Origin of the sequence: Streptomyces sp. NPDC049687 (assembly GCF_044465285.1) — a bacterium.
In the GTDB taxonomy this organism is placed as follows: Bacteria; Actinomycetota; Actinomycetes; order Streptomycetales; family Streptomycetaceae; genus Streptomyces.
Map to the genome: position 1 here is coordinate 557,879 of NZ_JBITLN010000004.1, position 24,600 is coordinate 582,478.

At 73.4% G+C, this 24,600-nt stretch carries 21 protein-coding genes and 1 pseudogene; 14 read left to right on the plus strand and 8 right to left on the minus strand.

Features of this window, described 5'->3' with window-relative positions; genetic code table 11:
- Window position 1: 1 nt before the first annotated feature.
- Window positions 2-1,792, plus strand: coding sequence for an ABC transporter permease subunit (locus ACIBVL_RS16695; RefSeq protein WP_399097866.1), 1,791 nt, complete (start codon window positions 2-4; stop codon window positions 1,790-1,792).
- On the plus strand, window positions 1,789-3,021 hold the full coding sequence (locus ACIBVL_RS16700; RefSeq protein WP_399097867.1) for an MDR family MFS transporter: 1,233 nt from the start codon (window positions 1,789-1,791) through the stop codon (window positions 3,019-3,021). The genes ACIBVL_RS16695 and ACIBVL_RS16700 overlap by 4 nt, the downstream gene beginning before the upstream one ends.
- Window positions 3,022-3,214: 193 nt before the next feature.
- Here the strand turns inward: ACIBVL_RS16700 and ACIBVL_RS16705 are convergent, their stop codons facing one another.
- Entirely contained in the window at window positions 3,215-3,976 is a 762-nt protein-coding gene (locus ACIBVL_RS16705) for a CDP-alcohol phosphatidyltransferase family protein (RefSeq protein WP_399097868.1), read from the minus strand.
- A gap of 108 nt (window positions 3,977-4,084) precedes the next feature.
- On the opposite strand from ACIBVL_RS16705, the gene ACIBVL_RS16710 reads away from it, so the two are divergent.
- From ACIBVL_RS16710 to ACIBVL_RS16730, 5 genes and pseudogenes are all read left to right on the plus strand, one after another.
- The gene (locus tag ACIBVL_RS16710) at window positions 4,085-5,077 is read left to right on the plus strand and encodes a zinc-binding alcohol dehydrogenase (protein WP_399097869.1); all 993 of its coding nucleotides are present in this window, start codon (window positions 4,085-4,087) and stop codon (window positions 5,075-5,077) included.
- Between the two features lie 116 nt (window positions 5,078-5,193).
- Window positions 5,194-5,592: a 6-pyruvoyl trahydropterin synthase family protein gene (locus ACIBVL_RS16715; protein WP_399097870.1), complete on the plus strand. Its 399-nt coding sequence runs from the start codon at window positions 5,194-5,196 to the stop codon at window positions 5,590-5,592.
- Window positions 5,589-6,770: a glycosyltransferase family 4 protein gene (locus tag ACIBVL_RS16720; RefSeq protein ID WP_399097871.1), complete on the plus strand. Its 1,182-nt coding sequence runs from the start codon at window positions 5,589-5,591 to the stop codon at window positions 6,768-6,770. The genes ACIBVL_RS16715 and ACIBVL_RS16720 overlap by 4 nt, the downstream gene beginning before the upstream one ends.
- Window positions 6,767-7,870 (plus strand): trans-aconitate methyltransferase, encoded by a 1,104-nt coding sequence (locus tag ACIBVL_RS16725; protein ID WP_399097872.1) that lies wholly within the window; start codon window positions 6,767-6,769, stop codon window positions 7,868-7,870. The genes ACIBVL_RS16720 and ACIBVL_RS16725 overlap by 4 nt, the downstream gene beginning before the upstream one ends.
- Window positions 7,870-8,925 (plus strand): annotated as a pseudogene (locus ACIBVL_RS16730) (YbhN family protein); the annotation flags it as partial. The gene ACIBVL_RS16725 and the pseudogene ACIBVL_RS16730, both read left to right, overlap by 1 nt.
- Before the next feature lie 146 nt (window positions 8,926-9,071).
- Here ACIBVL_RS16730 and ACIBVL_RS16735 read toward each other — a convergent pair.
- Window positions 9,072-9,953: a creatininase family protein gene (locus ACIBVL_RS16735; RefSeq protein WP_399097873.1), complete on the minus strand. Its 882-nt coding sequence runs from the start codon at window positions 9,951-9,953 to the stop codon at window positions 9,072-9,074.
- 39 nt (window positions 9,954-9,992) lie between these two features.
- Between ACIBVL_RS16735 and ribA the strand changes: the two genes are divergently transcribed.
- From ribA to ACIBVL_RS16755, 4 genes are all read left to right on the plus strand, one after another.
- The gene (ribA, locus tag ACIBVL_RS16740; RefSeq protein WP_399097874.1) at window positions 9,993-10,652 is read left to right on the plus strand and encodes a GTP cyclohydrolase II; all 660 of its coding nucleotides are present in this window, start codon (window positions 9,993-9,995) and stop codon (window positions 10,650-10,652) included.
- Window positions 10,653-10,763: 111 nt separating this feature from the next.
- Window positions 10,764-11,909 carry an NAD(P)/FAD-dependent oxidoreductase gene (locus ACIBVL_RS16745; RefSeq protein WP_399097875.1) on the plus strand — a complete coding sequence of 382 codons (1,146 nt, stop codon included), beginning with the start codon at window positions 10,764-10,766 and terminating at the stop codon, window positions 11,907-11,909.
- The gene (locus tag ACIBVL_RS16750; RefSeq protein WP_399097876.1) at window positions 11,906-12,985 is read left to right on the plus strand and encodes a saccharopine dehydrogenase; all 1,080 of its coding nucleotides are present in this window, start codon (window positions 11,906-11,908) and stop codon (window positions 12,983-12,985) included. The genes ACIBVL_RS16745 and ACIBVL_RS16750 overlap by 4 nt, the downstream gene beginning before the upstream one ends.
- The gene (locus ACIBVL_RS16755) at window positions 12,978-14,138 is read left to right on the plus strand and encodes a saccharopine dehydrogenase family protein (RefSeq protein ID WP_399097877.1); all 1,161 of its coding nucleotides are present in this window, start codon (window positions 12,978-12,980) and stop codon (window positions 14,136-14,138) included. The genes ACIBVL_RS16750 and ACIBVL_RS16755 overlap by 8 nt, the downstream gene beginning before the upstream one ends.
- Window positions 14,139-14,144: 6 nt before the next feature.
- On the opposite strand, the gene ACIBVL_RS16760 is transcribed toward ACIBVL_RS16755, so the two are convergent.
- From ACIBVL_RS16760 to ACIBVL_RS16770, 3 genes are read right to left on the minus strand one after another with little or no spacing between them, the layout of a single operon-like run.
- Entirely contained in the window at window positions 14,145-15,374 is a 1,230-nt protein-coding gene (locus tag ACIBVL_RS16760; protein WP_399097878.1) for a serine hydrolase domain-containing protein, read from the minus strand.
- A 58-nt stretch (window positions 15,375-15,432) separates the two neighbouring features.
- Window positions 15,433-16,827: an MFS transporter gene (locus ACIBVL_RS16765; protein ID WP_399097879.1), complete on the minus strand. Its 1,395-nt coding sequence runs from the start codon at window positions 16,825-16,827 to the stop codon at window positions 15,433-15,435.
- The gene (locus tag ACIBVL_RS16770) at window positions 16,824-17,414 is read right to left on the minus strand and encodes a TetR/AcrR family transcriptional regulator (protein WP_399097880.1); all 591 of its coding nucleotides are present in this window, start codon (window positions 17,412-17,414) and stop codon (window positions 16,824-16,826) included. Before ACIBVL_RS16770 ends, ACIBVL_RS16765 begins: the two co-directional genes overlap by 4 nt.
- Window positions 17,415-17,521: 107 nt before the next feature.
- Here ACIBVL_RS16770 and ACIBVL_RS16775 point away from each other — a divergent pair, with 107 nt between their 5' ends.
- Entirely contained in the window at window positions 17,522-17,968 is a 447-nt protein-coding gene (locus ACIBVL_RS16775; protein ID WP_399097881.1) for a PPOX class F420-dependent oxidoreductase, read from the plus strand.
- Window positions 17,969-18,042: 74 nt separating this feature from the next.
- Here the strand turns inward: ACIBVL_RS16775 and ACIBVL_RS16780 are convergent, their stop codons facing one another.
- Window positions 18,043-19,386, minus strand: a complete 1,344-nt coding sequence (locus tag ACIBVL_RS16780; RefSeq protein ID WP_399097882.1) for an MFS transporter — start codon at window positions 19,384-19,386, stop codon at window positions 18,043-18,045.
- Between the two features lie 214 nt (window positions 19,387-19,600).
- Window positions 19,601-20,266, minus strand: coding sequence for a TetR family transcriptional regulator (locus ACIBVL_RS16785; protein WP_399097883.1), 666 nt, complete (start codon window positions 20,264-20,266; stop codon window positions 19,601-19,603).
- Window positions 20,267-20,426: 160 nt separating this feature from the next.
- Here ACIBVL_RS16785 and ACIBVL_RS16790 point away from each other — a divergent pair, with 160 nt between their 5' ends.
- Together ACIBVL_RS16790 and ACIBVL_RS16795 are read left to right on the plus strand one after the other, a co-directional pair.
- A complete protein-coding gene (locus ACIBVL_RS16790) occupies window positions 20,427-21,302 on the plus strand; it encodes a shikimate dehydrogenase (RefSeq protein WP_399097940.1) in 876 nt (291 codons plus the stop codon).
- A 41-nt stretch (window positions 21,303-21,343) separates the two neighbouring features.
- Window positions 21,344-23,161, plus strand: coding sequence for a bifunctional sugar phosphate isomerase/epimerase/4-hydroxyphenylpyruvate dioxygenase family protein (locus ACIBVL_RS16795; RefSeq protein WP_399097884.1), 1,818 nt, complete (start codon window positions 21,344-21,346; stop codon window positions 23,159-23,161).
- A 1-nt stretch (window position 23,162) separates the two neighbouring features.
- Here the strand turns inward: ACIBVL_RS16795 and ACIBVL_RS16800 are convergent, their stop codons facing one another.
- Window positions 23,163-24,593 carry a membrane-associated oxidoreductase gene (locus ACIBVL_RS16800; protein WP_399097885.1) on the minus strand — a complete coding sequence of 477 codons (1,431 nt, stop codon included), beginning with the start codon at window positions 24,591-24,593 and terminating at the stop codon, window positions 23,163-23,165.
- Window positions 24,594-24,600 lie beyond the last annotated feature (7 nt).

Below are 24,600 nucleotides of genomic sequence, written 5' to 3' on the forward strand. Positions count from 1 at the left end.
CATGGGCAGCAGGGTGGGCACGCTGCTGTGGCGTGCCGGACTGGCCGTGGCACTGGTGTGCGGGATCGGGCTGCTGCCCTGGCTCTCGCACACCGACCCGGCGCTCACCGTCCTCAAGGCCCGGTCCGCCGACCGCGACCCGGACCCCGAGGTCCTCGCCGACATCCGTGCCCGACTCGGGCTGGCGGAAGGCCCGTCGAACCTCCTCGGGAAGTGGCTCGGCGGGCTCCCGCGCGGGGACGCCGGACGGTCGTGGATCTCCGGCGCCGACGTCGCGCCCGCCGTCGCCCAGGCCCTCGGGGCGTCCGTGCTGCTGATGGCGGTGTCCCTGTTCGTCGCCGGCTGCACGGCCGCCGTGGTGTGCGCCCGCACCCTGTACCTCGGCGCCCACCGGCGCCTGGACGGGCGGCCCTCGGGCGGCTCGGGGTCCGCCGTGCTCGCCGCGCTGCCCGAGTTCCTCATCGCGTCCGTCCTCGCCACCGTCGTCGGCGTGCAATGGGGCTGGCTGCCCGCCCTCGGCTGGTACGGACCGCAGTGGACCGTCCTGCCCGCGCTCGCCCTCGGCCTGCCCGCCGGCGCCGTCCTCGGGCGTCTCCTCGACGACCAGCTGCCCGCCGCCTTCGCCGAGCCCTGGGCGTCGGCCGCCGCCGCGCGCGGACTGCCCGGCCGGAGCATCGCCCGCCAGGCGCTGCGCCGCTGCGTGCCCGGACTGCTCCCCAACCTCGGGCTGTTCGCCGTGGGACTGACCGGCGGGTCGGTCGCCGTGGAGCAGATCTTCGACATCCCCGGCCTCGGCCGGACCACCCTGCAGGCCGCGCTCGCCCAGGACCTTCCCGTGCTCCAGGCCGGCACGCTCACCCTCGTCGCTCTGGCCGCCGCCACGACCGGCGCGGCCCACTTGGCCGCCCGACGGCTCATCGGGCCGGCTCTGCGCGACGGTGCGCTGCATACACTCCACGGGCCATCGCATACGGTCCACGGACCATCGTCGACCGCCCGCAGCATCCCCCCTTTCGCATACGGCATTCTGCTGATCGTCGTCATAGGCCCCGGCCTCCCTCGCGACCCCCTCGCCCTCGACACCACCGCCCGCCTCCGACCCCCCTCCCTCAGCCACCCCTTCGGGACCGACGCCCTCGGCCGGGACATGCTCGCCCGCGTCGCCCACGGCGCGCTCGACACCCTCCTCCTCGCCCTCGCCATCAGCGCGCTCGCCCTGGCCGCCGGTGTTCTGCTCGGGCTGCTGCCCCGGGTGTCGGGGCCGCTCGTCGACACCGTCAACGCCGTACCGCCCGTCCTGGCCGCCCTTCTCGTCACCGCGCTCTGGGGCAGCGGGACCGCGACGCCCGTCCTCGCGGTGTCCGTCGTCGCCTGGGCCCCGCTCGCCGCGCACACCTCCGCACTCCTGCGGGAGGAGCGGGCCACGCTGCACCTGACCGCGACCCGTGCCCTGGGCGCCGGCCGCTGGTATCTGCTCAGGAGCGAACTCCTGCCCGCCGTTCTCCCGCCCGTCGCCCGCCACGCCCTGCTGCGGCTGCCCGGCCTGTCCCTCGCCCTCGCCTCCCTCGGCTTCCTCGGGCTCGGTGCCCAGCCGCCGTCCCCCGAGTGGGGTCTGCTGCTCGCCGAGAACCAGCCCTACGCCGAACGCGCCCCCTGGGCCGTCCTCGCCCCCGCCTCCGTCCTCGCCCTGCTGGGTGCCCTCGCCGTCACGGCGGCCGGGGGACTGCGACGGCCACGGCGCAGGGCGCCCGGACCTCATGTCGGCGCCTCCGCGTCGGCGGGCATCCGATGAGCGCCCTCTCCCTGTACCGGAGTTCCGAGGACAAGGTCCGGCTCTCCGCGCTCCTGCGGCTGCTCGTCCTCACCCAACTCGCCTTCAACATCGGCTTCTTCGCCGTGCTGCCCTTTCTCGCCGAGCATCTCGGCGGTGCGGTCGGTATGGCGGGGTGGCTCGTCGGGTTCGTGCTGGGGCTGCGGACCTTCAGCCAGCAGGGGCTGTTCGTGGTCGGCGGGGTGCTGGCCGACCGGTACGGGGTGCGGCCCGTCGTACTCACCGGATGTGCGCTCAGGATCGCCGGGTTCGGCCTGCTCGGATACGCCGAGCGGGCCTGGGCGGTGATCGGCGCGGTGTCGCTGATCGGGTTCGCGGCCGCCCTGTTCTCGCCGGCGGTCGAGTCCGAGGTGGCTCGGCAGGCGGTCGTGCACGAGGAGGCGGGCGGCGGGTCGCGGACCCGGGTACTGGCGCTGTTCACGGTCGCCGGGCAGGCCGGGGCGTTCGTCGGACCGCTGTTGGGCGCGCTGCTGTTGTCGGTCGACTTCCGTACCGTGTGCCTTGCGGGTGCCGGCGTCTTCGTCTTCGTGCTCGTGGGCCACGTGCGGCTGCTGCCGCAGCACATCCCCGGCCGTGAGCGCGTTCACGTGCGGGGCGGGGTGGGGCCGTTGCTGCGCAACCGCCGCTTCCTCGCGCTGTGCTGCGCGTACGGCGCCTACCTGCTCGCCCACAACCAGTTCTACCTGGCCCTGCCCGCCGAAGTGGAGCGTGCGGCCGGTTCGCAGGCGCCGCTGGCCTGGCTGTTCGCACTGTCGTCGCTGCTCGTGGTGACCGCGCAGCTGGCCGTCACCCGGTGGGCGGGCGAGCGGATCGGCCCGCGCCGCTCGATGGCGGCCGGGCTGGCGCTGATCGCCGCCGGGTTCGCGGTGGTGGCCGCCGCCCTGCCGACCGGGCGGACCGGCACGGCCGGGCTGCTGCCGGCCGCCGGGTTCGTCGTGCTGCTCACCCTCGGTCAGATGCTGGTCGCGCCCGCCGCCCGGGCCTGGGTGCCCGACCTCGCAGAGGACGGCCGGCTGGGGCTGTACACCGGCGCGCTGTCCTCGGTGTCCGGGCTGATCGTCCTGCTGGGCAGCGCGGCCACCGGCTCCCTCCTCGACACCGGTCTGCCGCGGGCCGTGCCCTGGCTGCTGCTGGCCGCCGTACCGGCCACCGCGATCACCCTGCTGCCCCGCCACCCCGAGAAGGCCTGACAGGGAAGCGCGCGCGGTACGGCCGTAGGAGCGCATACGGAAGGGCCCGGACCGTCCGCGACGGTGCGGGCCCTTTTCCGTGGGCGGTTGCGCCGGCCCCGTATGCGTGGTGCGAGGTTCTGCACGGGGTGCGCGGGATCCGTTATGGCGTACACGACATCCTGTATGCCGGGGACACGATCCAGTATGCGATCTACGCCGGCTCCAGCACCCGCCGCTGGTTCGACGGAAGCCCCGCCTCGACGCGCGAGGTGCGCCACAGCCACAGCACGTCCCGGCCGAACGACCAGAGCAGGGAGCCGAGGGCCAGCAGCATGATGGCGAAGTTGGCCGCGTAGGGCAGCAGATCCGCGCCCGCCACCAGCAGGCAGACGCCCTGCAGGGCGGCGACCGTCTTGCGGGCCATGCTCGGCGGGAGCGGGGCGTTGAGCCACGGGGCGACCCGGGCGGCGGCGACGAAGGCGTAGCGCATGCCGCCGATCAGCAGCACCCACGGGCCGAGCGCCATCGAGACGTACACGCTCAGGACGAGGATCAGGAACGCGTCGACCTCCATGTCGAAGCGGGCGCCCAGAGCCGTGGAGGTGCCGGTGCGTCGGGCGACCTTGCCGTCGACGCCGTCGAGGATCAGGGCCACGGCGGTGAGGCCGACCAGCAGGGTCACCGGCGGGGTGCTCTCGAAGGAGTCCGCGACGAGGGCGGTCACTCCGCCGACGAGGGTGGCGCGGCCGAGGGTGACGCGGTTGGCGGGGCCGAAGGACCGCAGCCGGGAGCGGTGCAGCGCCCGGGAGAGGACCGCCCAGGTGGCGACGGCGAAGACGAGGCCGGTCACCCAGCCCGCCGGGCCCATGCCGATCGCCGAGCCGAGCAGGGCCAGCAACAGGATCTGAACGCCCGCTCCCACAGCGGTCTCCTGCTGGACCAGCCTTGCGTCGTAAGTGTTGTTCAGGGCCACCGCACATTCCTCCGGCCAGATGACAGAGATGATCAGTGCCGCGTACTGTGCGCGACCTGTGCACACCTCGGTACGTGCACCAGTTCCAGATCGTTCAGGAGGATGCCGATGAACCGCACCGGACGTGCGTTCTGGCTCGACTCTCCGGGACAGGGCGCGATACGGGACGTCGCCCTGCCGGACCCGGCCGAGGGCGAGGTCGTCGTCCGCTCGCTGTACTCCGGGGTCAGCCGCGGCACGGAGACCCTCGTCTTCCGCGGCGGGGTGCCGGCGAGCCAGCACGCCGTGATGCGGGCGCCGTTCCAGGAGGGCGACTTCCCTGCGCCCGTGAAGTACGGCTACCTCAGCGTGGGGATGGTGGAGGAGGGGCCGGAGCGGCTCGTCGGCCGGACCGTGTTCTGTCTGTACCCGCATCAGACGCGGTACGTCGTTCCCGCGGCGGCCGTGACGGTCGTACCGGACTCCGTGCCCGCCGAACGGGCCGTCCTGGCGGGCACGGTGGAGACCGCCGTCAACGCGCTGTGGGATGCGAAACCGCTGGTCGGGGATCGGATCGCGGTGGTGGGCGGCGGCATGGTCGGCTGCTCGGTCGCCGCACTGCTCGCCCGTTTCCCGGGCGTCCGCGTCCAGTTGGTGGACGCCGACCCGGCGCGGGCGAAGACCGCCGAGGCGCTCGGCGTCGGCTTCGCGCTGCCCGGGGACGCCCTGGGCGGCTGCGACCTGGTCGTGCACGCCAGCGCCACCGAAGCGGGCCTCACCCGTTCCCTGGAACTGCTGACCGCCGAGGGCACCGTCCTCGAACTGAGCTGGTACGGCGACCGGAAGATCGCCCTCCCGCTCGGCGAGGCCTTCCACTCCCGCCGCCTGGTGATCCGCAGCAGCCAGGTCGGAACCGTCTCCCCGGCCCGCGCCGACCGCAGCTACGCCGACCGGCTCGCGCTCGCCCTCGACCTGCTCGCCGACCCGGCGCTCGACGCGCTCGTCACGGGGGAAAGCGCGTTCGAGGAGCTGCCGGAGGTGATGCCGCGGCTCGCCTCGGGGGAGATCCCCGCGCTCTGTCATCGCGTCAGGTACGGGCCGCGTCCGGGCAAGAGCGCCTGACCTGAGAAAAGAGTGAGATTCGACTGAACGGGGGGAAGCGAGGAGCCGTACTACACGGCATCCCCCGGCGGCCAACGGCCGGGGGACCAGACGCGCCGCACCTGGAGGGTCGTCCGTTGTTCAGTGTCACCGTCCGCGATCACATCATGATCGCCCACAGCTTCCGCGGCGAGGTCTTCGGACCCGCGCAGCGCCTGCACGGAGCGACGTTCCTGGTGGACGCCACGTTCCGCCGCGGGCAGCTGGACGACGACAACATCGTCGTCGACATCGGACTGGCCACCCAGGAACTGGGAGCCGTGGTCAGCGAGCTGAACTACCGCAACCTGGACAACGAGCCCGAATTCGCCGGGATCAACACCTCCACCGAGTTCCTGGCCAAGGTCGTCGCGGACCGGCTCGCCGAGCGGATCCACAAGGGCGCGCTCGGCGAGGGCGCCCGCGGTATCGCCTCCCTCTCCGTCACCCTGCACGAGTCGCACATCGCCTGGGCGAGTTACGAGCGTGCGCTGTGACCGACGTGACCCTGGAGAAGGCCCCGCTCGCGTACGTACCCGCACAGACGGCCGTTCCCAAGATGGGCGACATCATCCCCATGTCCCTGCGCTCCGTGCACTTCGTCATGCCGGGCGGTGTCTACGACCCGGCGAACCCCAGCGGCGGCAACGCCTACGACCGGCGGGTCTGCCTGGACCTGCCCGGCTTCGGCTGGCAGGTCCACAAGCACCTGGTCGACGGCTCCTGGCCGCGCCCGGAGACGGCCGCGCGGACGGAACTGGCGCGCACCCTGGCCGAGTTCCCCGACGGGACCGTCGTCCTGCTCGACGGGCTGGTCGCCTGCGGTGTCCCGGAGATCGTCGTGCCGGAGGCGGAGCGGCTGCGGCTCGCGGTCCTCGTCCACCTTCCGCTCGGCGACGAGACGGGCCTCGCCCCGGAGCTGGCCGCCGAACTCGACGCCAGGGAACGGGATGTGCTGCGGGCCGTGCCCGCGGTGATCGCCACCAGTGACTGGGCGGTGCGCCGGCTCGTCTCCCACCACGGCCTGGCCCCCGAGAAGGTGCACTGCGCCGCGCCCGGTGCGGACATCGCACCCCTCGCCTCGGGGACGGACGGGGTGTCGAGACTGCTGTGCGTGGCCGCCGTGACCCCGCGCAAGGGCCAGCACCGGCTGGTGGAGGCGCTGGCCGCGGTGACCGACCTGCGGTGGAGCTGTGTGTGCGTGGGCGGTCTGGGCCAGGACCCGGAGTACGTCGCCCATCTGCGCGGCCTCATCGCGAAGTACGGTCTCGAGGACCGGCTGGAGCTCGCCGGTCCGAAGGCGGGCGCCGAACTCGACGCCGCGTACGCCACCGCCGACCTGATGGTCCTCACCTCCTACGCCGAGACGTACGGCATGGCGGTCACCGAGGCCCTCGCGCGGGGCATCCCGGTTCTGGCGACGGACGTCGGCGGGCTGCCCGAGGCGGTCGGCCGCGCCCCCGACGGCGGCGTTCCCGGCATTCTCGTGCCGCCGGAGAACCCGGCCGCGCTCGCCGCCGAGCTGCGCGGCTGGTTCGGCGAGGCGGACGTGCGGCGCCGGCTGAAGGCGGCCGCCCGCAGCCGCCGCGCGGCCCTGAACGGCTGGGCGTCCACCGCCCAGAGCCTGGCCGGCGTCCTGGGCCGGCTTCCCAGCGAACCCCGGAGGGCGGCATGAGGAAGACCACGGTGACCCCGGCGGACGTGGCCCGCCAGATCGGCCGCATCCCGGCCCAGCCGGGCCCCAAGGAGGCCTCCACGATGACCGACACCGTGACCGGGACGATGAACCGCAGCGGCAGCGAAACCCTTGGTGAGGCTGTGAACCAGACAGTGGACGAGACCGTGGGCGACAGCCCGGCCGACGCCGTGATAGCGGGCGCGGGTCCCGTCAGCCGTCCCGGTGAGCGGCCCACCGTGCGGCTGCGCGAGGCCGGTCCGGAGGACCAGCCCCGTTACGCCCCCGAGTGGCTGCAGTTGCGCGAGCCCGCCGACGCGGCCGCGCGGGCCGTGGATCTGCTGGACCCGCTGCGGATCCGGCTCGCCAACCTGCCCGGCGCGCGCAGCGGCGGTCTCGCCGTGCACGACCTGGGCTGCGGCACCGGCTCGATGGGCCGCTGGCTGGCGCCCCGCCTGGACGGCGGCCAGCACTGGATCCTGCACGACCGCGACCCCTACCTTCTGCACTTCGCGGCCGTCGCCTCCCCGCGCGCCGCCGCCGACGGCAGCAGGGTCACCGTCGAGACCCGGCGCGGCGACGTCGCCCGGCTCACCGCGGACGCCCTGGTCGGCGCCTCGCTGGTCACCGCCTCCGCGCTCCTGGACGTCCTCACCCGCGAGGAGGTGGAGACCCTCGCCGCCGCCTGCGCCGGCGCCGGCTGCCCGGCGCTGCTGACGCTCTCGGTGGCCGGCCGTGTCGAGTTCGCCGCGCCGGACCCGATGGACGAGGAGATCACCGCCGCGTTCAACGACCACCAGCGGCGCGGCGGCCTCCTCGGCCCCGACGCGGTGACCGCGGCCTGTGAGGCGTTCGCCGCCCACGGCGCCACGGTCAAGGTCCACCCGAGCCCGTGGCGGCTCGGTCCGCAGAACGTCGCCCTGACCGCCCAGTGGCTGCGCGGCTGGGTGGGCGCGGCCGTCGAGGAGCGCCCCGAACTGGCCGAGCGCGCCGAGGCGTACCTGGCCACGCGCCTCGCGGCCTGCCAGGCCGGCGAGCTGCGGGTCACCGTCCACCACAGCGACCTGCTCGCGCTGGCCCGGCCGACGGGCGGCGCGTGATGAGTGCCGAGACGGTGGGCGCGCGGGTGGAGCCGGCCGCGCCCGTGGTGTGGGGCGAGGGCACCCTCGCGGTACGACGGCCGCCGCGCGCCCCGTCGGTGGCCCGGACCGGGCCCGCCGTGTCCGCGGCCCGGATCGGCGTCATCGTGACGCAGGCGCACCGCACGCCGTCGGCGTGGCGCCGACTGCTCGCCTCCCGCGCCCTGCGCACCCACTTCGGGACGGTCGCCGGGGTCGTCATCCTCGCGGTGCTGCTGTGGCGGATGGGCACCGGCGTGTTCCTGGACGGGCTGCGGCGGATCGACGTACCGACTCTGCTGGCCGGGCTGGGGATCGGCGTGGTCACGACCGTGTTCAGCGCCTGGCGGTGGGCGCTGGTCGCGCGCGGGCTGCGGATCCGGCTGCCGCTGGGCGCGGCCGTCGCCGACTACTACCGCTCGCTGTTCCTGAACGCGGCCCTGCCGGGCGGCATCCTCGGCGACGTGCACCGCGCCGTGCGGCACGGGCAGAGCGCCGGTGACGTCGGGCGCGGGGTACGGGCGGTGGTGCTGGAGCGTACGGCGGGACAGCTCGCGCTGGCCGTCGCGGGCGCGACCGTCCTGCTGGTGCTGCCGTCCCCGGTGATGGCGGACGCACGGCAGATCGCCCCGCCGGTCCTGCTGGCCGGGACGGGCGCGCTCGCCGTGTTCCTGGCGCTGCGTATGAACTCCTCGGCCCCGCGCCGGGACGGGCGCCTGCGCAGGACGCTGGCCGAGGCGCGCGAGGGACTGCTGTCCCGGCGCAACGGGCCGGGCGTCGCCCTGTCCTCGGTGGTCGTGCTGTCCGGACACCTCGCGATGTTCGTCGTCGCGGCCCGGGTCGCCGGCTCCGCGGCCTCCGTCCTCACCCTGCTGCCGATCGCGGTCCTCGCCCTGCTCGCCATGGGCCTGCCCCTGAACGTCGGCGGCTGGGGCCCCCGCGAGGGCGTCACCGCCTGGGCGTTCGGCGCCGCCGGACTCGGCGCGAGCACCGGCCTGTCGGTGTCGGTGGTGTACGGGGTGCTGAGCTTCGTGGCCGCGCTGCCGGGGGCGGTCGTTCTCGTCGTGCGCTGGTACGGCTCCGTACGGGCCGGAGCGAGCGAGGTGTCCGGGGAGACCGGATCGACCGTGGTGCCCGGGGAGGCGGGGACGGCCGGTGTCGCCGATCCCGCCTCCCGCGCGGACTACTCGGAGCCGGCCGCCGCGTCCCCGGTCGTGGGCGCCCCGGCTCCCAGGGCGGGCGTCCCCGTGCCCAGGGCGGGGGTTCCGGACGCCCGGGCGGGTGTCCCGGCCGCCCCGGTTCCCGAGGTCAGCAATGCGAAATACGCGCCGAAGGAATCCGCCAGGCTCGCCAGGAGTTCCTTCCCCTTTTCCGCCGACCCCAGGGAAGGACGGCCGATGACGCCCGAATCGGTATAGGCGGACATTCCCAGCGTGAGCAGATGGCGACGGTCGTCCGCGGTGAAATCGGCGGACTCGTAACCGGGCCGGACGAGTTCGGGATGGGCGTGCAGCAGGATCGAGGTCTCGATTTCCCCGGCGTGCATGTCGGTGAGGAGCGAGGTCGCCACCCCGGACCGTTCCCGCGCCGCCTCCCAGTCCTCCGGGGCGGGGAAGAGCGCCATCCGCTCACCGCGGGCGGAGGACTCCTGGACCGCGTTGCCCAGGACGTAGTTCCCGCCGTGTCCGTTGACCAGCACCAGGGCCTCGACGCCCGAGCGGCGCAGTGACGCCGCTATGTCCCGTACCACCGCGTGAAGGGTCACGGAGGAGATGCTGACGGTCCCCGGCCAGGCCGCGTGCTCGTGCGAGCAGGCGATGGTCACCGGCGGAAGGAGGTGCACCGGGTATGTCCCGGCGATCTCCCGGGCGATGGCGCAGGCGACCAGCGTGTCGGTGGCCAACGGCAGGTACGGGCCGTGCTGTTCGAAACTGCCGACCGGAAGCACGGCCACCTGCGTCGCGGCGCCGGCACCCCGGGCGCGGACGTCCTCGGTGGTGTCCGCGGGCACCAGGCCGTACGCCGCCGCCGCTGTCGCCGCCGTCCGTATGTCCGAACCACTCATCTTTTCAGGGCCTTTCGTCTCCGCTTAGGAATCAGAATCATGACAGAAAAAATTGGTGTACTCGGCAAGAAGACCCCGCAGCGTACGGGTGTGGAACGCGTCGTGAATGCACCCCTGCCGACCGTGTACGGCAAATTCCAGGCGGTCGGTTACCTCGACCACGACCGCGGTGACGAACAAGTCGCCCTGGTGTACGGCGAGATCGGCACCGAGGACGTGCTGACCCGGCTGCACTCGGAGTGCCTGACCGGCGACGCCTTCGGCTCCCAGCACTGCGAGTGCGGCGACCAGCTGGAGTCGGCGCTGCGGGCCGTCGTCGCCGCGGGCAGCGGCATCGTCGTCTACCTGCGCGGGCACGAGGGGCGCGGCATCGGACTGCTCGGCAAGCTGCGCGCGATGGCGCTGCAGGCGGAGGGCCTGGACACCGTCGAGGCGAACGTGGCGCTCGGCTTCCCGGTGGACGCCCGCGACTACAAGGTGGCCGCCGACATCCTGCGCGATCTGGGCGTACGGTCCGTGCGGCTGATGTCGAACAACCCGCGCAAGCGCGAGGCGCTGGTGGACAACGGCATCCAGGTCGCCGAGGAGGTGCCCCTGCTGATAGAGCCGTGCGAGAACAACATCACCTACCTGCGCACCAAGCGGGAGCGCATGGACCACCGGCTGCCCCATCTGGACGCGGTGGCGCACTGGTCCTGAGCGGGCTCCGGGCCGTCGTCCCCGCGGAGGGGGATCGCGACGGCCACGGCATGTGACAGCCCCGGCCTCGGTACTCGGGCCGGGGCCGCCGCACAGTAAGGAGCCGCTCGCGTGAACACACATGCCTCGGTCGTCGTCATCGGCGGCGGAGTGATGGGGACCAGCATCGCCTACCATCTGGCCGCCGCGGGCGTACGGGACGTCCTGCTCGTGGAGCGGGACGACCTCGGCGCCGGGTCGACCTCGAAGGCCGCGGGCGGAGTGCGCGCCCAGTTCTCCGACGAACTGAACATCCAGCTCGGGGCGCGCAGCCTGGAGGCGTTCGGGCGGTTCGGGGAGGAGTTCGGACACGACATCGGACTGCGCCGGGTCGGCTATCTCTTCCTGCTCTCCACGCCCGAGGAGGTCGCCTCCTTCGAGGCGGGCGTCCGGCTGCAGAACGCGCTCGGCGTGCCCAGCCGGATGATCGACCCGGCGGAGGCCCGTCGTCTCTCTTCGCTGATCACCACCGACGGCTTACGCGCGGCCGCGTTCTCACCCGACGACGGCCACTGCACCCCCGAAGCCGTCGTCCAGGGGTACGCGGCCGCCGCCCGCCAGTGCGGTGCGCGCATCCTGCGCCGCACCGCCGTCACCGGTATCGAAACCCGCGGCGACACCATCACCGCCGTCACCACCACCCTCGGCGACATCACCACCGACACGGTGATCTGCGCGGCCGGCGCCTGGTCCCGGGCGGTCGGCGCGATGGTGGGCGTGGACCTTCCGGTGCAGCCGCTCCGCCGCCAGATCGCGGTCACGGAACCGGTCGCGGACCTTCCGCCGGACCTGCCCATGACGATCGACTTCGGCACCACCCTCTACTTCCACTCCGAGGGCCCCGGCCTCCTGGTCGGCATGTCCGACCCCGACGAGCGCCCCGGCTTCGCCACCGACCCGCACGACCGCTGGATCCCCCGTCTCGCCGCCGCCCTGGAACACCGCGCCCCGTCCGTCCTCGACCTGCGCCGCACCGGCGGCTGGGCGGGCTTGTACGAGGTCACCCCGGATCACAACGCGCTGATCGGCGAGGCGCATTCGGTATCCCGTTTTCTGTATGCGACCGGTTTCTCCGGGCACGGATTCCTGCAGGGGCCGGCGGTCGGCGAAGTCGTCCGCGACCTGTACCTCGGCCGCGTACCCTTCGTGGACGTCACCCCCCTGAGCGCCGGCCGTTTCGCGGCCGACGCCCCGCGTCCGGAGGTCAACTGCGTATGACGGGTAAGACGGCACCGCACCTGTGGCTGCGCCACGAGGCCCGCACCACCGAGCGGCGCACCCCGGTCGTCCCCGACGACGCCCGCCGCCTCGTCGAGGCCGGAGCGCGCCTGACCGTCGAGGAGTCCCCCCAGCGGATCTTCCCCGTCGAGGCGTACGAGGCGGTCGGCGCCCGTGTCGCCCCCGCGGGCTCCTGGAACTCGGCGCCGCCCGACACGGTCGTCCTCGGCCTCAAGGAACTTCCCGACGAGCCAGCACAGTTGATTCACCGTCACATCTTCTTCGGGCACGCCTACAAGCGGCAGCCCGGCGCGGCCGAGCTGCTCGGGAGATTCGCCGCCGGAGGAGGGGCGCTCCTGGACCTGGAGTACCTCGTCGACGGACAGGGCCGCCGGCTCGCCGCGTTCGGCTTCTGGGCGGGCTATCTGGGCGCGGCCCTCGCGGTGCTCCAGCACCGGGGCCGGCTGACCGGGCCGCTGCGCCCCACCGACAGGGGCGAACTCGACGACACCCTGCGCCCGGCACCCGGCGACGAGGAGTTCACCGCTCTCGTGGTGGGCGCCCTCGGCCGCAGCGGCAGCGGCGCCCGGGCGGCCTTCGGCACGGCGGGCGTCGACCCCGCCTGCTGGGATCTGGCCGAGACCCGGGACCTGGACCGCCGCGCCCTCCTGGACCACGAGGTGCTGGTCAACTGTGTGCTGGCCACGACCCCGGTGCCGCCCTTCGTGCGCGAGGAGGATCTCGACGACCCGGCCCGCCGGCTGCGCACCCTCTCCGACGTCACCTGCGACGTCGGCTCACCCCTCAACGTGCTGCCCGTCTACGACCGTACGACCGAGTGGACGGACCCGGTGCGCCGACTGCGCAAGGAACCCCCGCTCGACCTGATCGCCATCGACAACCTTCCGTCGCTGCTGCCCCGCGAGTCCAGCACCGACTTCTCGGCGGCCCTGCTGCCCCAGCTGCTGGAATTCCCCGCGGGCGGTGCCTGGGCGCGCTGTCTGGACCGCTACCACCGGGCCTGCCGTGAACTCGGCGTCCCGGGCCTTGACGAAGGGAAGCCCGGCCGTGACTGACCTGGTCCCCGCGACCGGCACCGTCCACTGGGTCGGCGCCGGCCTGTCCACGGGCAGTGGCCTGGCCGCCCTGTGCGCGCGCACCGGCGACGTCCGCCTGTGGCACCGCACGGCCGAGCGCGCGGCCGAGGCCCTCGACCGGCTCGGCCTGACCGGACGCGCCGCACCGCGCGCGTACACGCTCGACGCGCTCACGGCCGAACTCGCCCCCGGTGACGTCGTCGTGTCGATGCTCCCCGCCCCCGAACACGCCCCGCTGCTCGCCGCCTGCGTCGCCCGACGCGCCCACTTCGCCTGCTCCAGCTATGTCTCGGACGCGGTGCTGGAGCAGGTGCCGGCGGCCGAGGAGGCCGGGCTCGTCGTCCTCACCGAGGCGGGACTGGACCCGGGCATCGACCACCTCTTCGCGCACAGCCTGGTCGCCCGCGCCCGGGCGGTGATCGGCGGGGACACGGCGGCCTCGTACCGTCTCACCTCGTACTGCGGAGGGATCCCGGCCGTTCCCAACGACTTCCGCTACCGCTTCAGCTGGGCTCCCCTCGGCGTCCTCAACGCCCTGCGCTCGCCCGCCCGTTACGTCGAGGACGGCACCGAGACGGTGGCCGAGCGCCCCTGGGAGGCGACCCGCGGGCACCTCGTCGACGGCGAGCCCTTCGAGGTCTACCCCAACCGCGACAGCGTCCCCTTCATCGAGCAGTACGGGCTGCCGGCGGCCTGGAAGCCGCTCGCCTTCGTGCGCGGCACCCTGCGCCTGGACGGCTGGCTGAAGGCCTGGGAGCCGGTGTTCCGGGAGCTGAGGGAGGGCGAGGACGCGCACGTCGCCGCGCTGGCACGGGAGTTGGCGGACACCTACCCGACGACGGACGCCGACCGCGACCGGGTGGTCCTCGCGGTCTCCCTGGACGTCGCGTCGGAGACGGGCAACGGCGCTTCCTGGTCCGGGAGCTGTCTGCTGGACCTGGTGGGCGACGAGGCGGAGAGCGCGATGGCGCGGTGTGTCTCCCGCACCCTCGCGCTCGGTGTCCGGCACGTCCTGGACGGCGACCTGCCGCCCGGCCTGAACCGGGCGGCAGGGACGGCGGCCCGGTCCGAGGAGTGGCTGGGCGAACTCGCCCGGGAGGGGCTGGAGTTCACCGTGCGGGTGGACGGCTGACGGGCGTCAGTCCGTCACCGCCTCGTGCACCAGCCGCTTGAGGTCGGGGTAGAGCTTCAGTGACCTCCTCGGCCGCAGCTGGGTCAGGAACTGGACGCTCAGATCGCGGCTGGGGTCGATCCAGAAGGTCGTGGTGGCGACGCCGCTCCAGCCGTAGGTGCCGAGGCCGGACGGGGCCTGGGTGCGGTCCGGGTCGATGACCACGGAGACGCCCAGGCCGAAGCCGACGCCGTCGTTGCCGGGTTCGTCGTGGGCGGGGCGGCTGCCGAAGGCACGCAGGTCGGCGCCGCCGGGAAGGTGGTTGCGCGTCATGAGGTCCACCGTCTCCGGGGCGAGCAGCCGGACTCCGTCGAGCTCGCCGCGGCGGCGCAGCAGCTCGCTGAAGCGGTGGATGTCGTATGCGGTGGCCACCATACCGCCGCTTCCCGACAGGAACCGCGGCCGGCCGAACAGCGGCAGTCCGGGGATCGGCTCGATGCCGCCGTCGTCTGCGTCGCCGTACAACTCGGCCAGCCGGCCGGTCTGCTCCTCGGTGACCTGGAAGCCGGCGTCTGGCATGCCGAGCGGGCGGAAGATCCGTTCGGCGAGGAACGTGTCGAGGGGCTGCCCGGAGACGACCTCGATGATCCGGCCCAGGACGTTGGTGGCCACCGAGTAGTTCCACTGGGTGCCCGGCTCGAACTGCAGCGGCAGCCGCGCGTAGGCGTCGACGGTCTCGGCCAGGTTGGAGCCGGGCAGCACCGCCGACTCCAGACCGGCCTCGCGGTAGAGGGCGTCGACGGGGTGGCAGTGGTAGAAGGCGAAGGTCAGACCCGCGGTGTGGGTCATCAGGTGCCGGATCAGGATCGGCTGCTCCACGGGGCGGGTCTTCAGGTCGCTCCCCGAGCCGCCCGCGTACACCCGCTGGCCGGCGAAGGCCGGGAGATGGTCGGCGACCGGGTCGTCGAGCCCCAGGCGGCCCTCCTCCATCAGTATCAGCGCGGCGACGGAGGTGACCGGCTTGGTCATCGAGTAGATCCGGTACAGGGTGTCGGCCTCGACCGGCAGTCCGGCGGCGATGTCGCGGCGGCCCTGCGTGGTCAGGTGCGCCACTCGCCCGCCCCGGGAGACGGCCACGAGGAAACCGGGCAGCCGTCCCTCGTCGACGTAGTGGGCGACATGCTGGTCGAGGCGGTCCAGCGCCTTCGCGTCCAGCCCGACCTCGCTCGGGTCGACCTCTTGTCGCAGCAGTGCCATCGTTCTCCTCCGGTGCGCTCGTGCGAGGTGCGGTCCGGGTTGCCCCTCCCGTACGACCTCAGTCCTCATGGTTGCGTAGGGAACGGGCGTACGGACCTTTTTCCACGCCGTGATCGGTGTGGGGTGTGTCGCTACGACCAGCCGTGGAACCGGCCGGGACGGGTGCCGCACGTCCCGGCAGAGCCCGCAGGACCGGGAGCGTCGCCAGGGCCGCGACGCCGAGCACGGCCATCGGCGAACGGGCCGCGCCGAGGTCCATCAGCACGGTCGCCGAGGCCACGCCCAGCACCGGCCCGACGTTCATCGCCGTCTGCTGGAGCCCGCCGGCCACGCCGGCCGCCTCGGCGGGCGCCTGCCGTACGACGACATGGGTCGCCGCCACCATCACGGCCCCGAACCCGGCTCCGACCAGCGCGAACCCGGTGGCGAAGGCCGCCTCGCCCGGGGCGCGGGCCAGGACGAGGAGGCCGGCGGCGAGCACGGCCGTCGCCCCCGTGACCGTGGCACGGGCGCCCGCCCGGCGCAGCAGGACCGCCGACACGGGTGCCGCCGCGATCAGGCACACCGCCAGCGGCAGGCTGAGCAGCGCGCTGTGCAGGGCGGTGAGGTGGAGGCCGTCCTGGAGGACGTAGACACAGGCGAACAGTCCGCCGTTGAGAGCCGCCGACGCGGTGACCAGCACGGCGAGCGCGCCGCCGACCGCGGGGGAGCCGACGACGCCCGGCGGCAGCAGGGGCGCGGGCGCCCGGCGCTCGTGCCGCACGAAGGCGACCCCCGCGACCAGTGCCACCGGCGCCGACCAGGCCGCGCCGGGGAGGGTGACGAGGGTGTGCACCAGACAGGCCAGCGCGACCGCGAGAAGCAGGGCGCCGGGCACGTCGAGCGGGACACGGGCGGACGGCCGGGGCTCCTCCCGGGAGGCCAGGGCGAGCACGCCGAAGAACAGGGCGGGCCCGACGTTGAGGAGGAACACCGCCCGCCAGCCGAACCCCGTGGCGAGTGCCCCGCCCGCCACCGGCCCGGCGGCGGCAGCCGCCCCGATGGCGGCGGTCCGCACGGCGATCGGCGTGCGCAGCCGGTCCGGCGGGAACGCGGCGCGCAGCATCCCGAGCGTGGCGGGCTGGAGCAAGGCTCCGAACGCCCCCTGGACGGCCCGCAGTCCGATCACCCAGCCCACGCCGGGCGCCCATGCGACACCGGCCGAGGCGGCGCCGAAGCCGAGCATGCCGACGGCGAAGGTGCGCCGGTGGCCGTACCGGTCGCCGAGCCGTCCGGCGAACACCAGCAGGCCCGCCACGGCCACGAGATAGCCGGTGCTCGTCCACTGCACCCCGGTCAGGGAGGCGTGCAGGTCGCGGCGGAGGGTGGGCTGGGCGACGGTGAGCACGGTGCCGTCCAGGGCGACGACCACGGCCCCCGCCACGCTGCTCGCCAGCGTCAACGGGCGGTTCACCGGCCGTCCTCCGGCCCGAGGTGCGCGTCGAGCGCCGTCCGCAGCAGGGGTACGAAGTCGTCTGCTCCGGTGGCGAGTTGGAGGCTGCCCCAGCCCCACAGCTGCGCGATGCCGTGCAGGTTCGCCCACAGCGCCCCCGCGACCGCGCGGGCGTCGGCCTCCGGACGGGCCCGGCCGACCAGGTCCACCAGGACCGCGAACAGCGGCAGGCTGGTGTCCCGCAGCCTCAAGTGCCCGCTTTCCAGCAGGTCGTGGCGGAACATCAGCTCGTACATGCCGGAGTTGTCCAGCGCGAACTCCAGGTAGGCGCGCCCCAGTTCGGCGATCTGCGCGCGTGGGCCCGCGCCGCCGTCACCGAGGGTCGTCGTCACCCGCACGCCCAGCTGGGTGAAGCCGCGGCGGGCGATCGCCGACAGCAGCTCCAGGTGGGTGGGGAAGTGGCGGCGGGGCGCGCCGTGCGAGACGCCGGCCCGGCGGGCGATCTCCCGCAGGGTCAGCGCACCGGCCCCCTCCTGTGCGACCAGGTCCACGCCGATGTCGACGAGACGGGTCCGCAGATCGGGGTCCGGCTTCTCGGAATCGCTCATAGACACTGTCTACCAGCATGCCGTAGACAGTGTCTACTGGGCGCCCGGAGTCCGGTGGGGACGCGGGGCGGGGAATGCGCCCCGAGGGGGAGCCTGTTGTGCCGGACATGACTCAGGACACGCAGAACGCACTGCTCGCGCTGCTCTCCGAGGGCCGCAGCGGAGTACTGGTCACCCTCAAGCGTGACGGCCGCCCCCAGCTGTCGAACGTCAGCCACCACTACGACCCGGACGAGGGCGTCATCCGGATCTCCGTCACGGACGACCGCGCCAAGACCCGCAACCTGCGCCGCGACCCACGGGCGTCGTACCACGTCACCACCCCGAACCACCGCGCCTACACGGTCGTCGAGGCCACCGCCGACCTCACCCCGGTCGCGAAGGACCCCTACGACGACACGGTGGAGGAACTCGTCCGCCTCTACCGCGACGTCCTGGGCGAACACCCCGACTGGGAGGACTACCGCGCCGCCATGGTCCGCGACCGCCGCCTGGTCGCCCGGCTGCGGGTGGAGCGGGCGTACGGGATTCCGAAGGCGGCCGGCGAAGGCTGACGGGCGGCCCGCCGACATGCCGGAGCCCCCACCGGAGCCGCCAGGGCGTCCGGAGGGGCTCGGGAGGCCGCGGGTCAGGCGGTGACGGCCTCCCGCTGCGAGGACCCGGTCGCGTCCCGCTCGCCCAGGTGCTCGGTCGGGATCTTCGCGGTCTCCCGGGCCGAGAGGGCCGCGATCACCGGCGGGACGCACAGGGCGGCCGTGAACAGGGCCACCGAGGACCAGTCGTCGCCGTTCGGGCCCGCGATCTCCGCCGCGAAGGTGACCGCGAAACCGGCCACCGCGAAACCGATCTGGGTGCCGATCGCCATGCCCGAGAGGCGGACGCGGGTGGAGAACATCTCGCCGTAGAAGGAGGGCCACACGCCGTTCGCGGCGCTGTAGACCACACCGAAGGTGACGATGCCCAGGACCAGGATCAGCGGGTAGGAACCGGTGGAGATCGCCCACAGGTACAGGAACATCAGCACCGCGCTGCCGGCCGCACCGGCCAGGTAGACGGGACGCCGGCCGATGCGGTCGGAGAGCGTCGCCCACGCCGGGATGGCCGCCAGCGCCACCAGGTTGGCCAGCGCGCCCACCCACAGCATGGAGGAGCGGCTCATGCCGACCGAGTCGCCGGTCGCGTACGCCAGCGCCCACACCGTGAAGACGGTGCTGACCGAGGCGATCAGCGCGCCCCCGATCACCCGCAGCACATCGGCCCAGTGCTCGCGCAGCAGCACCGCCAGCGGCAGCTTGACGACCTCACCGGTGGCCTGCTGCGCGGCGAACGCCGGGGTCTCCTCCAGCTTGCGCCGGATGACGTAGCCGACCACGGCGACCGCGATGCTCATCCAGAACGGCACCCGCCAGCCCCACGACAGCAGCTGGTCCTCGGGCAGCGCCGCGACCGGGATGAAGACCAGGGTGGCCAGGAGCTGCCCGCCCTGGGTGCCGCTCAGGGTGAAGCTGGTGAAGAAGCCGCGCCGGTTCGGCGGCGCGTGTTCGAGCGTCATCGAGTTGGCGCTGGCCTGCTCACCGGCCGCGGAGATGCCCTGCAGGACCCGGCAGGCGACCAGCAGGACCGGAGCGAGGCCGCCGACCTGGGCGCGAGAGGGCAGGCAGCCGATGAGGAACGTCGAGACGCCCATCAGGATCAGCGTGAAGACCATGATCTTCTTGCGGCCCACGCGGTCGCCGAAGTGCCCCAGGAAGAGCGCGCCGACGGGACGGGCCGCGTAGGCGACACCGAAGGTGGCCAGCGACAGCAGGGTCGCGGTGGCCGGGTCCGACTCGTCGAAGAAGACCTTCGGGAAGATCAGCGCGGCCGCGCTGCCGTAGATGAAGAAGTCGTAGTACTCGAGGGCGCTGCCGATCCACGCCGCCGTGGCGGCTTTCTTCGGCTGGCCGGGAGGTGCTGCGGCGGGGACGGACACGGCGTGCTCCTTCGGGGGCTCCGACGTACGGGGAGTGGGGCAGGGGAGAAGGGCAGGATCCCCGGGGTGCGGGGCGGCGGCTGCGCCGGGTGCGATGACCGGCTAATTAACCCACTGGGTAGTTAGTAGCGGATGGCCAGTGATGTTGCGCTGATGTTTCCCCTCTGTCAATAGGTGGCGCGGAAGGATCTTCCGAGGCGGTCCCGGGGGCGGATCAGTCCGCCGCCCGCTCCGCCGTCAGGTAGGCGATCACCATGTCGCCGAGCATGGTCCGGTAGTGCTCGCGCTGGGCCGGGTCCACCAGGTCACGGCCGAACAGGGCGCCGAAGGTGTGCCGGTTGGCCACCCGGAAGAAGCAGAACGAGCTGATCATGGCGTGCAGGTCGACGGCGTCCACCTCGGCGGTGAACAGGCCGGACTCCTGGCCGGCGGCGAGGATGCGGCCGATCACGTCGAGCGCGGGAGAGCCGATCCTGCCGAGCTTCTCGGAGGCGGCGATGTGCTCGGCCTCGTGGATGTTCTCGATGCTCACCAGGCGGATGAAGTCCGGGTGCTGCTCGTGGTGGTCGAAGGTCAGCTCGGCCAGGCGGCGGATGGCCGCGACCGGGTCCAGGTGCTCGACGTCGAGCTTCTGCTCGGCCTCGCGGATCACGCCGTAGGCCCGCTCCAGGACGGCGGTGAACAGCTGCTCCTTGCCGCCGAAGTAGTAGTAGATCATCCGCTTCGTGGTGCTGGTGCGGGCGGCGATGTCGTCGACACGGGCCCCGGCGTAGCCGACGCGGGCGAACTCCCGGGTCGCCACGTCGAGGATCTCGGCCTGGGTGCGGGCGGCGTCACGGGTGCGCCCGTTCGGTCGTGCCGGTTCGTCGACGCTGGTCATCGGGTTCCTTCGGGCGGTGGGGGTGCGGTGAACGGATTCTAGAAGCCCGATCGCGTGCCATGACGAGAGAGGGCTTCCCCGGCGGCCCGGTCCGATGCTATGACTAACTCACCAGTTCGTACATTAGTCGCCGCTCAGGAGGTCCGTCGTGCCCCAGGACGTGTCCAAGGACTCGTATCTCGTCGGCCTGATCGGCTCCGGCATCGGCCCGTCGCTCAGCCCGGCGCTGCACGAGCGGGAGGCCGACCGGCAGGGGCTGCGCTATCTGTACCGGCTGATCGACATCGACGTCCTCGGGGTCGTTCCGGAGGCGGTCGGCGACCTGGTGCGGGCCGCGCGCGACCTCGGCTTCGACGGGCTGAACATCACGCATCCGTGCAAGCAGCTGGTCATCGAGCACCTCGACGCGCTCTCCCCGCAGGCCGAGGCACTCGGAGCGGTCAACACGGTCGTCTTCGAGGGCGGCCGGGCCGTCGGCCACAACACCGACGTCACCGGTTTCGCCGCCTCCTTCGCCCGCGGCCTGCCGGACGCCCCGCTGGAGCGGGTCGTGCAGCTGGGGGCGGGCGGCGCGGGCGCGGCCGTCGCGCACGCCACACTCACCCTCGGCGCCGGGCAGGTCACCGTCGTCGACGCGCTGCCCGAGCGGGCCCGACAGCTCGCGGGCTCCCTGAACCGCCACTTCGGCGCCGGTCGCGCGGTGGCCGCCGGCCCGGACCGCCTGCCGGAGCTGCTCGCGCACGCCGACGGCATCGTGCACGCCACCCCCACCGGCATGGCCGCCCACCCCGGCCTGCCCTTCCCGGCCGGCCTGCTGCGCCCCGGCCTGTGGGTCGCCGAGGTCGTCTACCGCCCGCTGGAGACCGAGCTGCTGCGCACCGCGCGGGCCCTGGGCTGCGCGGTCCTCGACGGCGGCGGCATGGCCGTCTTCCAGGCGGTGGACGCGTTCCGGCTGTTCACCGGGCGGGAACCCGACAGCGCCCGCATGCTCGCCGACATCGCCGAGCTGGCCGGCGCGGTCGCCGCCCCGAAGTAAGCCCTCGCCGCCCGACGCAACCAGAACCAAGAGGTGCCCAGGTGCGTACGTCCATAGCCACCGTCTCCCTGAGCGGATCCCTCACCGAGAAGCTCACGGCCGCCGCCCGCGCCGGTTTCGACGGTGTCGAGATCTTCGAGAACGATCTGCTCGCGAGCCCCCTCACCCCCGAGGAGATCCGCGCCCGCTGCGCCGACCTCGGCCTCGGCATCGATCTCTACCAGCCGATGCGGGACATCGAGGCGGTGCCCGAGGCCGCGTTCGCCCGCAACCTGCGCCGTGCCCGGCACAAGTTCGAGCTGATGGGCCGGCTCGGAGCGGACACCGTCCTGGTCTGCTCCAGCGTCTCCCCGCTGGCCGAGGACGACGACGCGCTCGCCGCCGAGCAGCTCGCCCGCCTCGCCGACCTCGCCCAGGACTTCGGGATCCGGGTCGCCTACGAGGCGCTCGCCTGGGGGCGGCACGTCAGCACCTACGACCACGCCTGGCACATCGTCGAGACCGCCGGTCACCCGGCCCTCGGCACCTGCCTGGACAGCTTCCACATCCTGTCCCGGGGCTCCGACCCCAAGGGCATCGAGGACATCCCCGGCGAGAAGATCTTCTTCCTGCAGCTCGCGGACGCCCCGCTGCTCGGCATGGACGTGCTGCAGTGGAGCCGCCACCACCGCTGCTTCCCCGGTCAGGGCGGATTCGATATACCGGATCTTGTACGTCGTGTACTGCATACAGGCTACGACGGTCCGCTCTCGCTCGAGGTCTTCAACGACGTCTTCCGGCAGGCGGAGGCCGGCCCGACCGCCGTCGACGCCCGCCGCTCCCTGCTCGTCCTGCAGGAGCAGCTCGGCCTTGAGGACCTGCCCGCGCCGGCCACCCCCACCGGGATCGCCTTCACCGAACTGGTCACCCCCGACGCCGAACCCGTCTCCGCGCTCCTGACCTCCCTCGGCTTCGCCCGCACCGCCCGCCACCGCGGCAAGCCGGTCGAGCTGTGGGAGCAGGGCGGGGCCCGGATCCTGGTCAACACCGGCCCGGCCGCCCTCCCCCACTCCCGGCTTCGCTCGCGCGGGGGGACCCCCGTCGACGGCACCACCCTCGCCGCGATCGGCCTGGAGTCCCCGGACCCGGCCGCCGCCGCCCGCCGCGCCGAGGCCCTGCTCGCCCCGGTCCTGCCGCGTCGCCGCGCCGCCGAGGACGCCCCCCTCGACGCGGTCGCCGCCCCCGACGGCACGGAACTCTTCCTGTGCGCGACCGACCGACCCGGACTGCCCAACTGGCGCGCCGACTTCGAGGACGTACCCCACACCCCCGTCCCCTCGGACGACCTCCGCATCGACCACGTGGCCCTCACCCAGCCCTGGCACCACTTCGACGAGGCCGTCCTCTTCCACCGCGGCGTCCTCGGCCTCGACGCGCAGGAGAGCGTCGACGTCGCCGACCCCTACGGGCTGCTGCGCAGCCGCGCCGTCACCAACGCCGACGGCAGCGTCCGTTTCCCGCTCACCGTCGGCGCGGCCCCCGGCGACGACACCGTCCACGCCCGGCACATCGCGCTCGCCACCAACGACGTGGTTGCCGCGGCCCGCCGCTTCATCGCGGCCGGCGGCCGTCTGCTGCCCATCCCCGAGAACTACCACGACGATCTCGCGGCCCGCTTCGAGTTCGCCGACGGCGAGCTGGAGACCTACCGGGACCTGGGCATTCTCTACGACCGGGACGCGCACGGCGTCTTTCGGCACTTCTACACCCGCACCGTCGGCCGCGTGTTCTTCGAACTCGTCCAGCGCGACGGCGGCTACCAGGGCTACGGCGCCGCCAACGCGCCGGTGCGGCTGGCGGCCCAGCGCGCGTGGCGCTGACCTACTGGCGGCTGACCGTCCTGGTCACGCCCGCGACGACCGTCGTGGCCAGGATCCAGCCGGTGACGATGAGGACGTACGACAGCGTCTGGTACCAGCCCCTCGGCGCGAACGCGCTCTCCTGCCCGAAGGAGATCACCGGAAGCAGCAGGTCGAGGGTGTAGAAGACCGGATCGAAGCGGGGTGCCTCGCCCGCCTTGAGCGCGGGCGGACGGTGCGTGGCGTACGCGACCGAGCCGACGGCCAGCAGGGACAGCAGCCAGACGGCCGCCCGCAGCGGTCGGAAGCCGTAGCCGACGGCGGCGTCCTGGAGATGGCCCCACACCCGCCCGTACCAGGGGAGCGTGGACCGGCGGCGGCGCTGCTTGGCGAGTTGGACGAGCATGGCCGCCTGGTCGTCGCCGATCCTGCGGTAGGCGGCCGTCAACTGCTCGTAGGCGTGCGGATCGAACCCCTCGCCGTCCCGCTCCAGCATGGGCAGCCGGCGTTCGGCGGGCTCGTGGGGGGTGAGGAAGGTGTAGGTGAGGTCGAGCAGACGGACCTCCTCGGGCAGCATCTCCGGCTCCACGTCGAACTGGTTGATCTCGGCCCGTCGCAGATTCAGCATGCCCTCGACCCGCGGTCCCCGGCGCAGCCAGAACTCGCCGATCACACAGCTGCTGGCCCGCAGGGCGGTGCCGCCCGGGTTGGACAGCCGGGCGTCCAGCAGATCCACCCGGCCGGGTATCCGGGCGCCGCGCAGGTCGATGCGTCCCTCGGCGCGCAGCCGCCGGGCGAGCAGGTTGGCGCCGACATCGAGTGCCTCGGCGTCGAGGACATGGGCGCCGGTGTTGCTCAGCTCGGCGTCCTCCAGGTCGAGCGAGCCGGCGACGGTTGCGCCGTCGAGCCGGATCAGGCCCCGGGCACGCAGTCCGCGGGCGCACAGGTCGTCGTCGACGGCCACCTGGTTGAGCTGGAGCACCGGCTGTGCGGAGGTCTCCGGGGTGATCTGCGCCCGCTCGAGGAACAGCGCACCGCTGATCTGTGCCCCGTCGAGACGCACCGGCCCGCCGAACCGGCAGCGGGTCAGCCGCAGGCTGCCGTCGATGCGGGCCCGGGTCACCGCCAGCCCGGGCATCTCGGAGTCGCGCAGGCTGAGGTAGCGCAGGTGGCCGCCGGTGAAGTCGGGGGCGTCCGCGAAGTGGCAGTGGGTCAGGTGGATGACGCTGTCGACGGTCGCGTACCGCAGGTCCAGCGCGCCGGTGATACGGGCGCCGCGGACCTTGACGGCCGCTATCTCCCCCGGTTCACCCGGTCCGTTGAGGAGCAACGCCCGCAACACCGGGGCCCGCACCGTCCGTTCGCCGTCGCTGTCCCGGAAGTCGACCTCCGCACCCGTGGCGAAGGCCCGCCAGACGCGCTGTTCGGCCGCTGTCAGATCGTCGATCTCCATCAGCCGC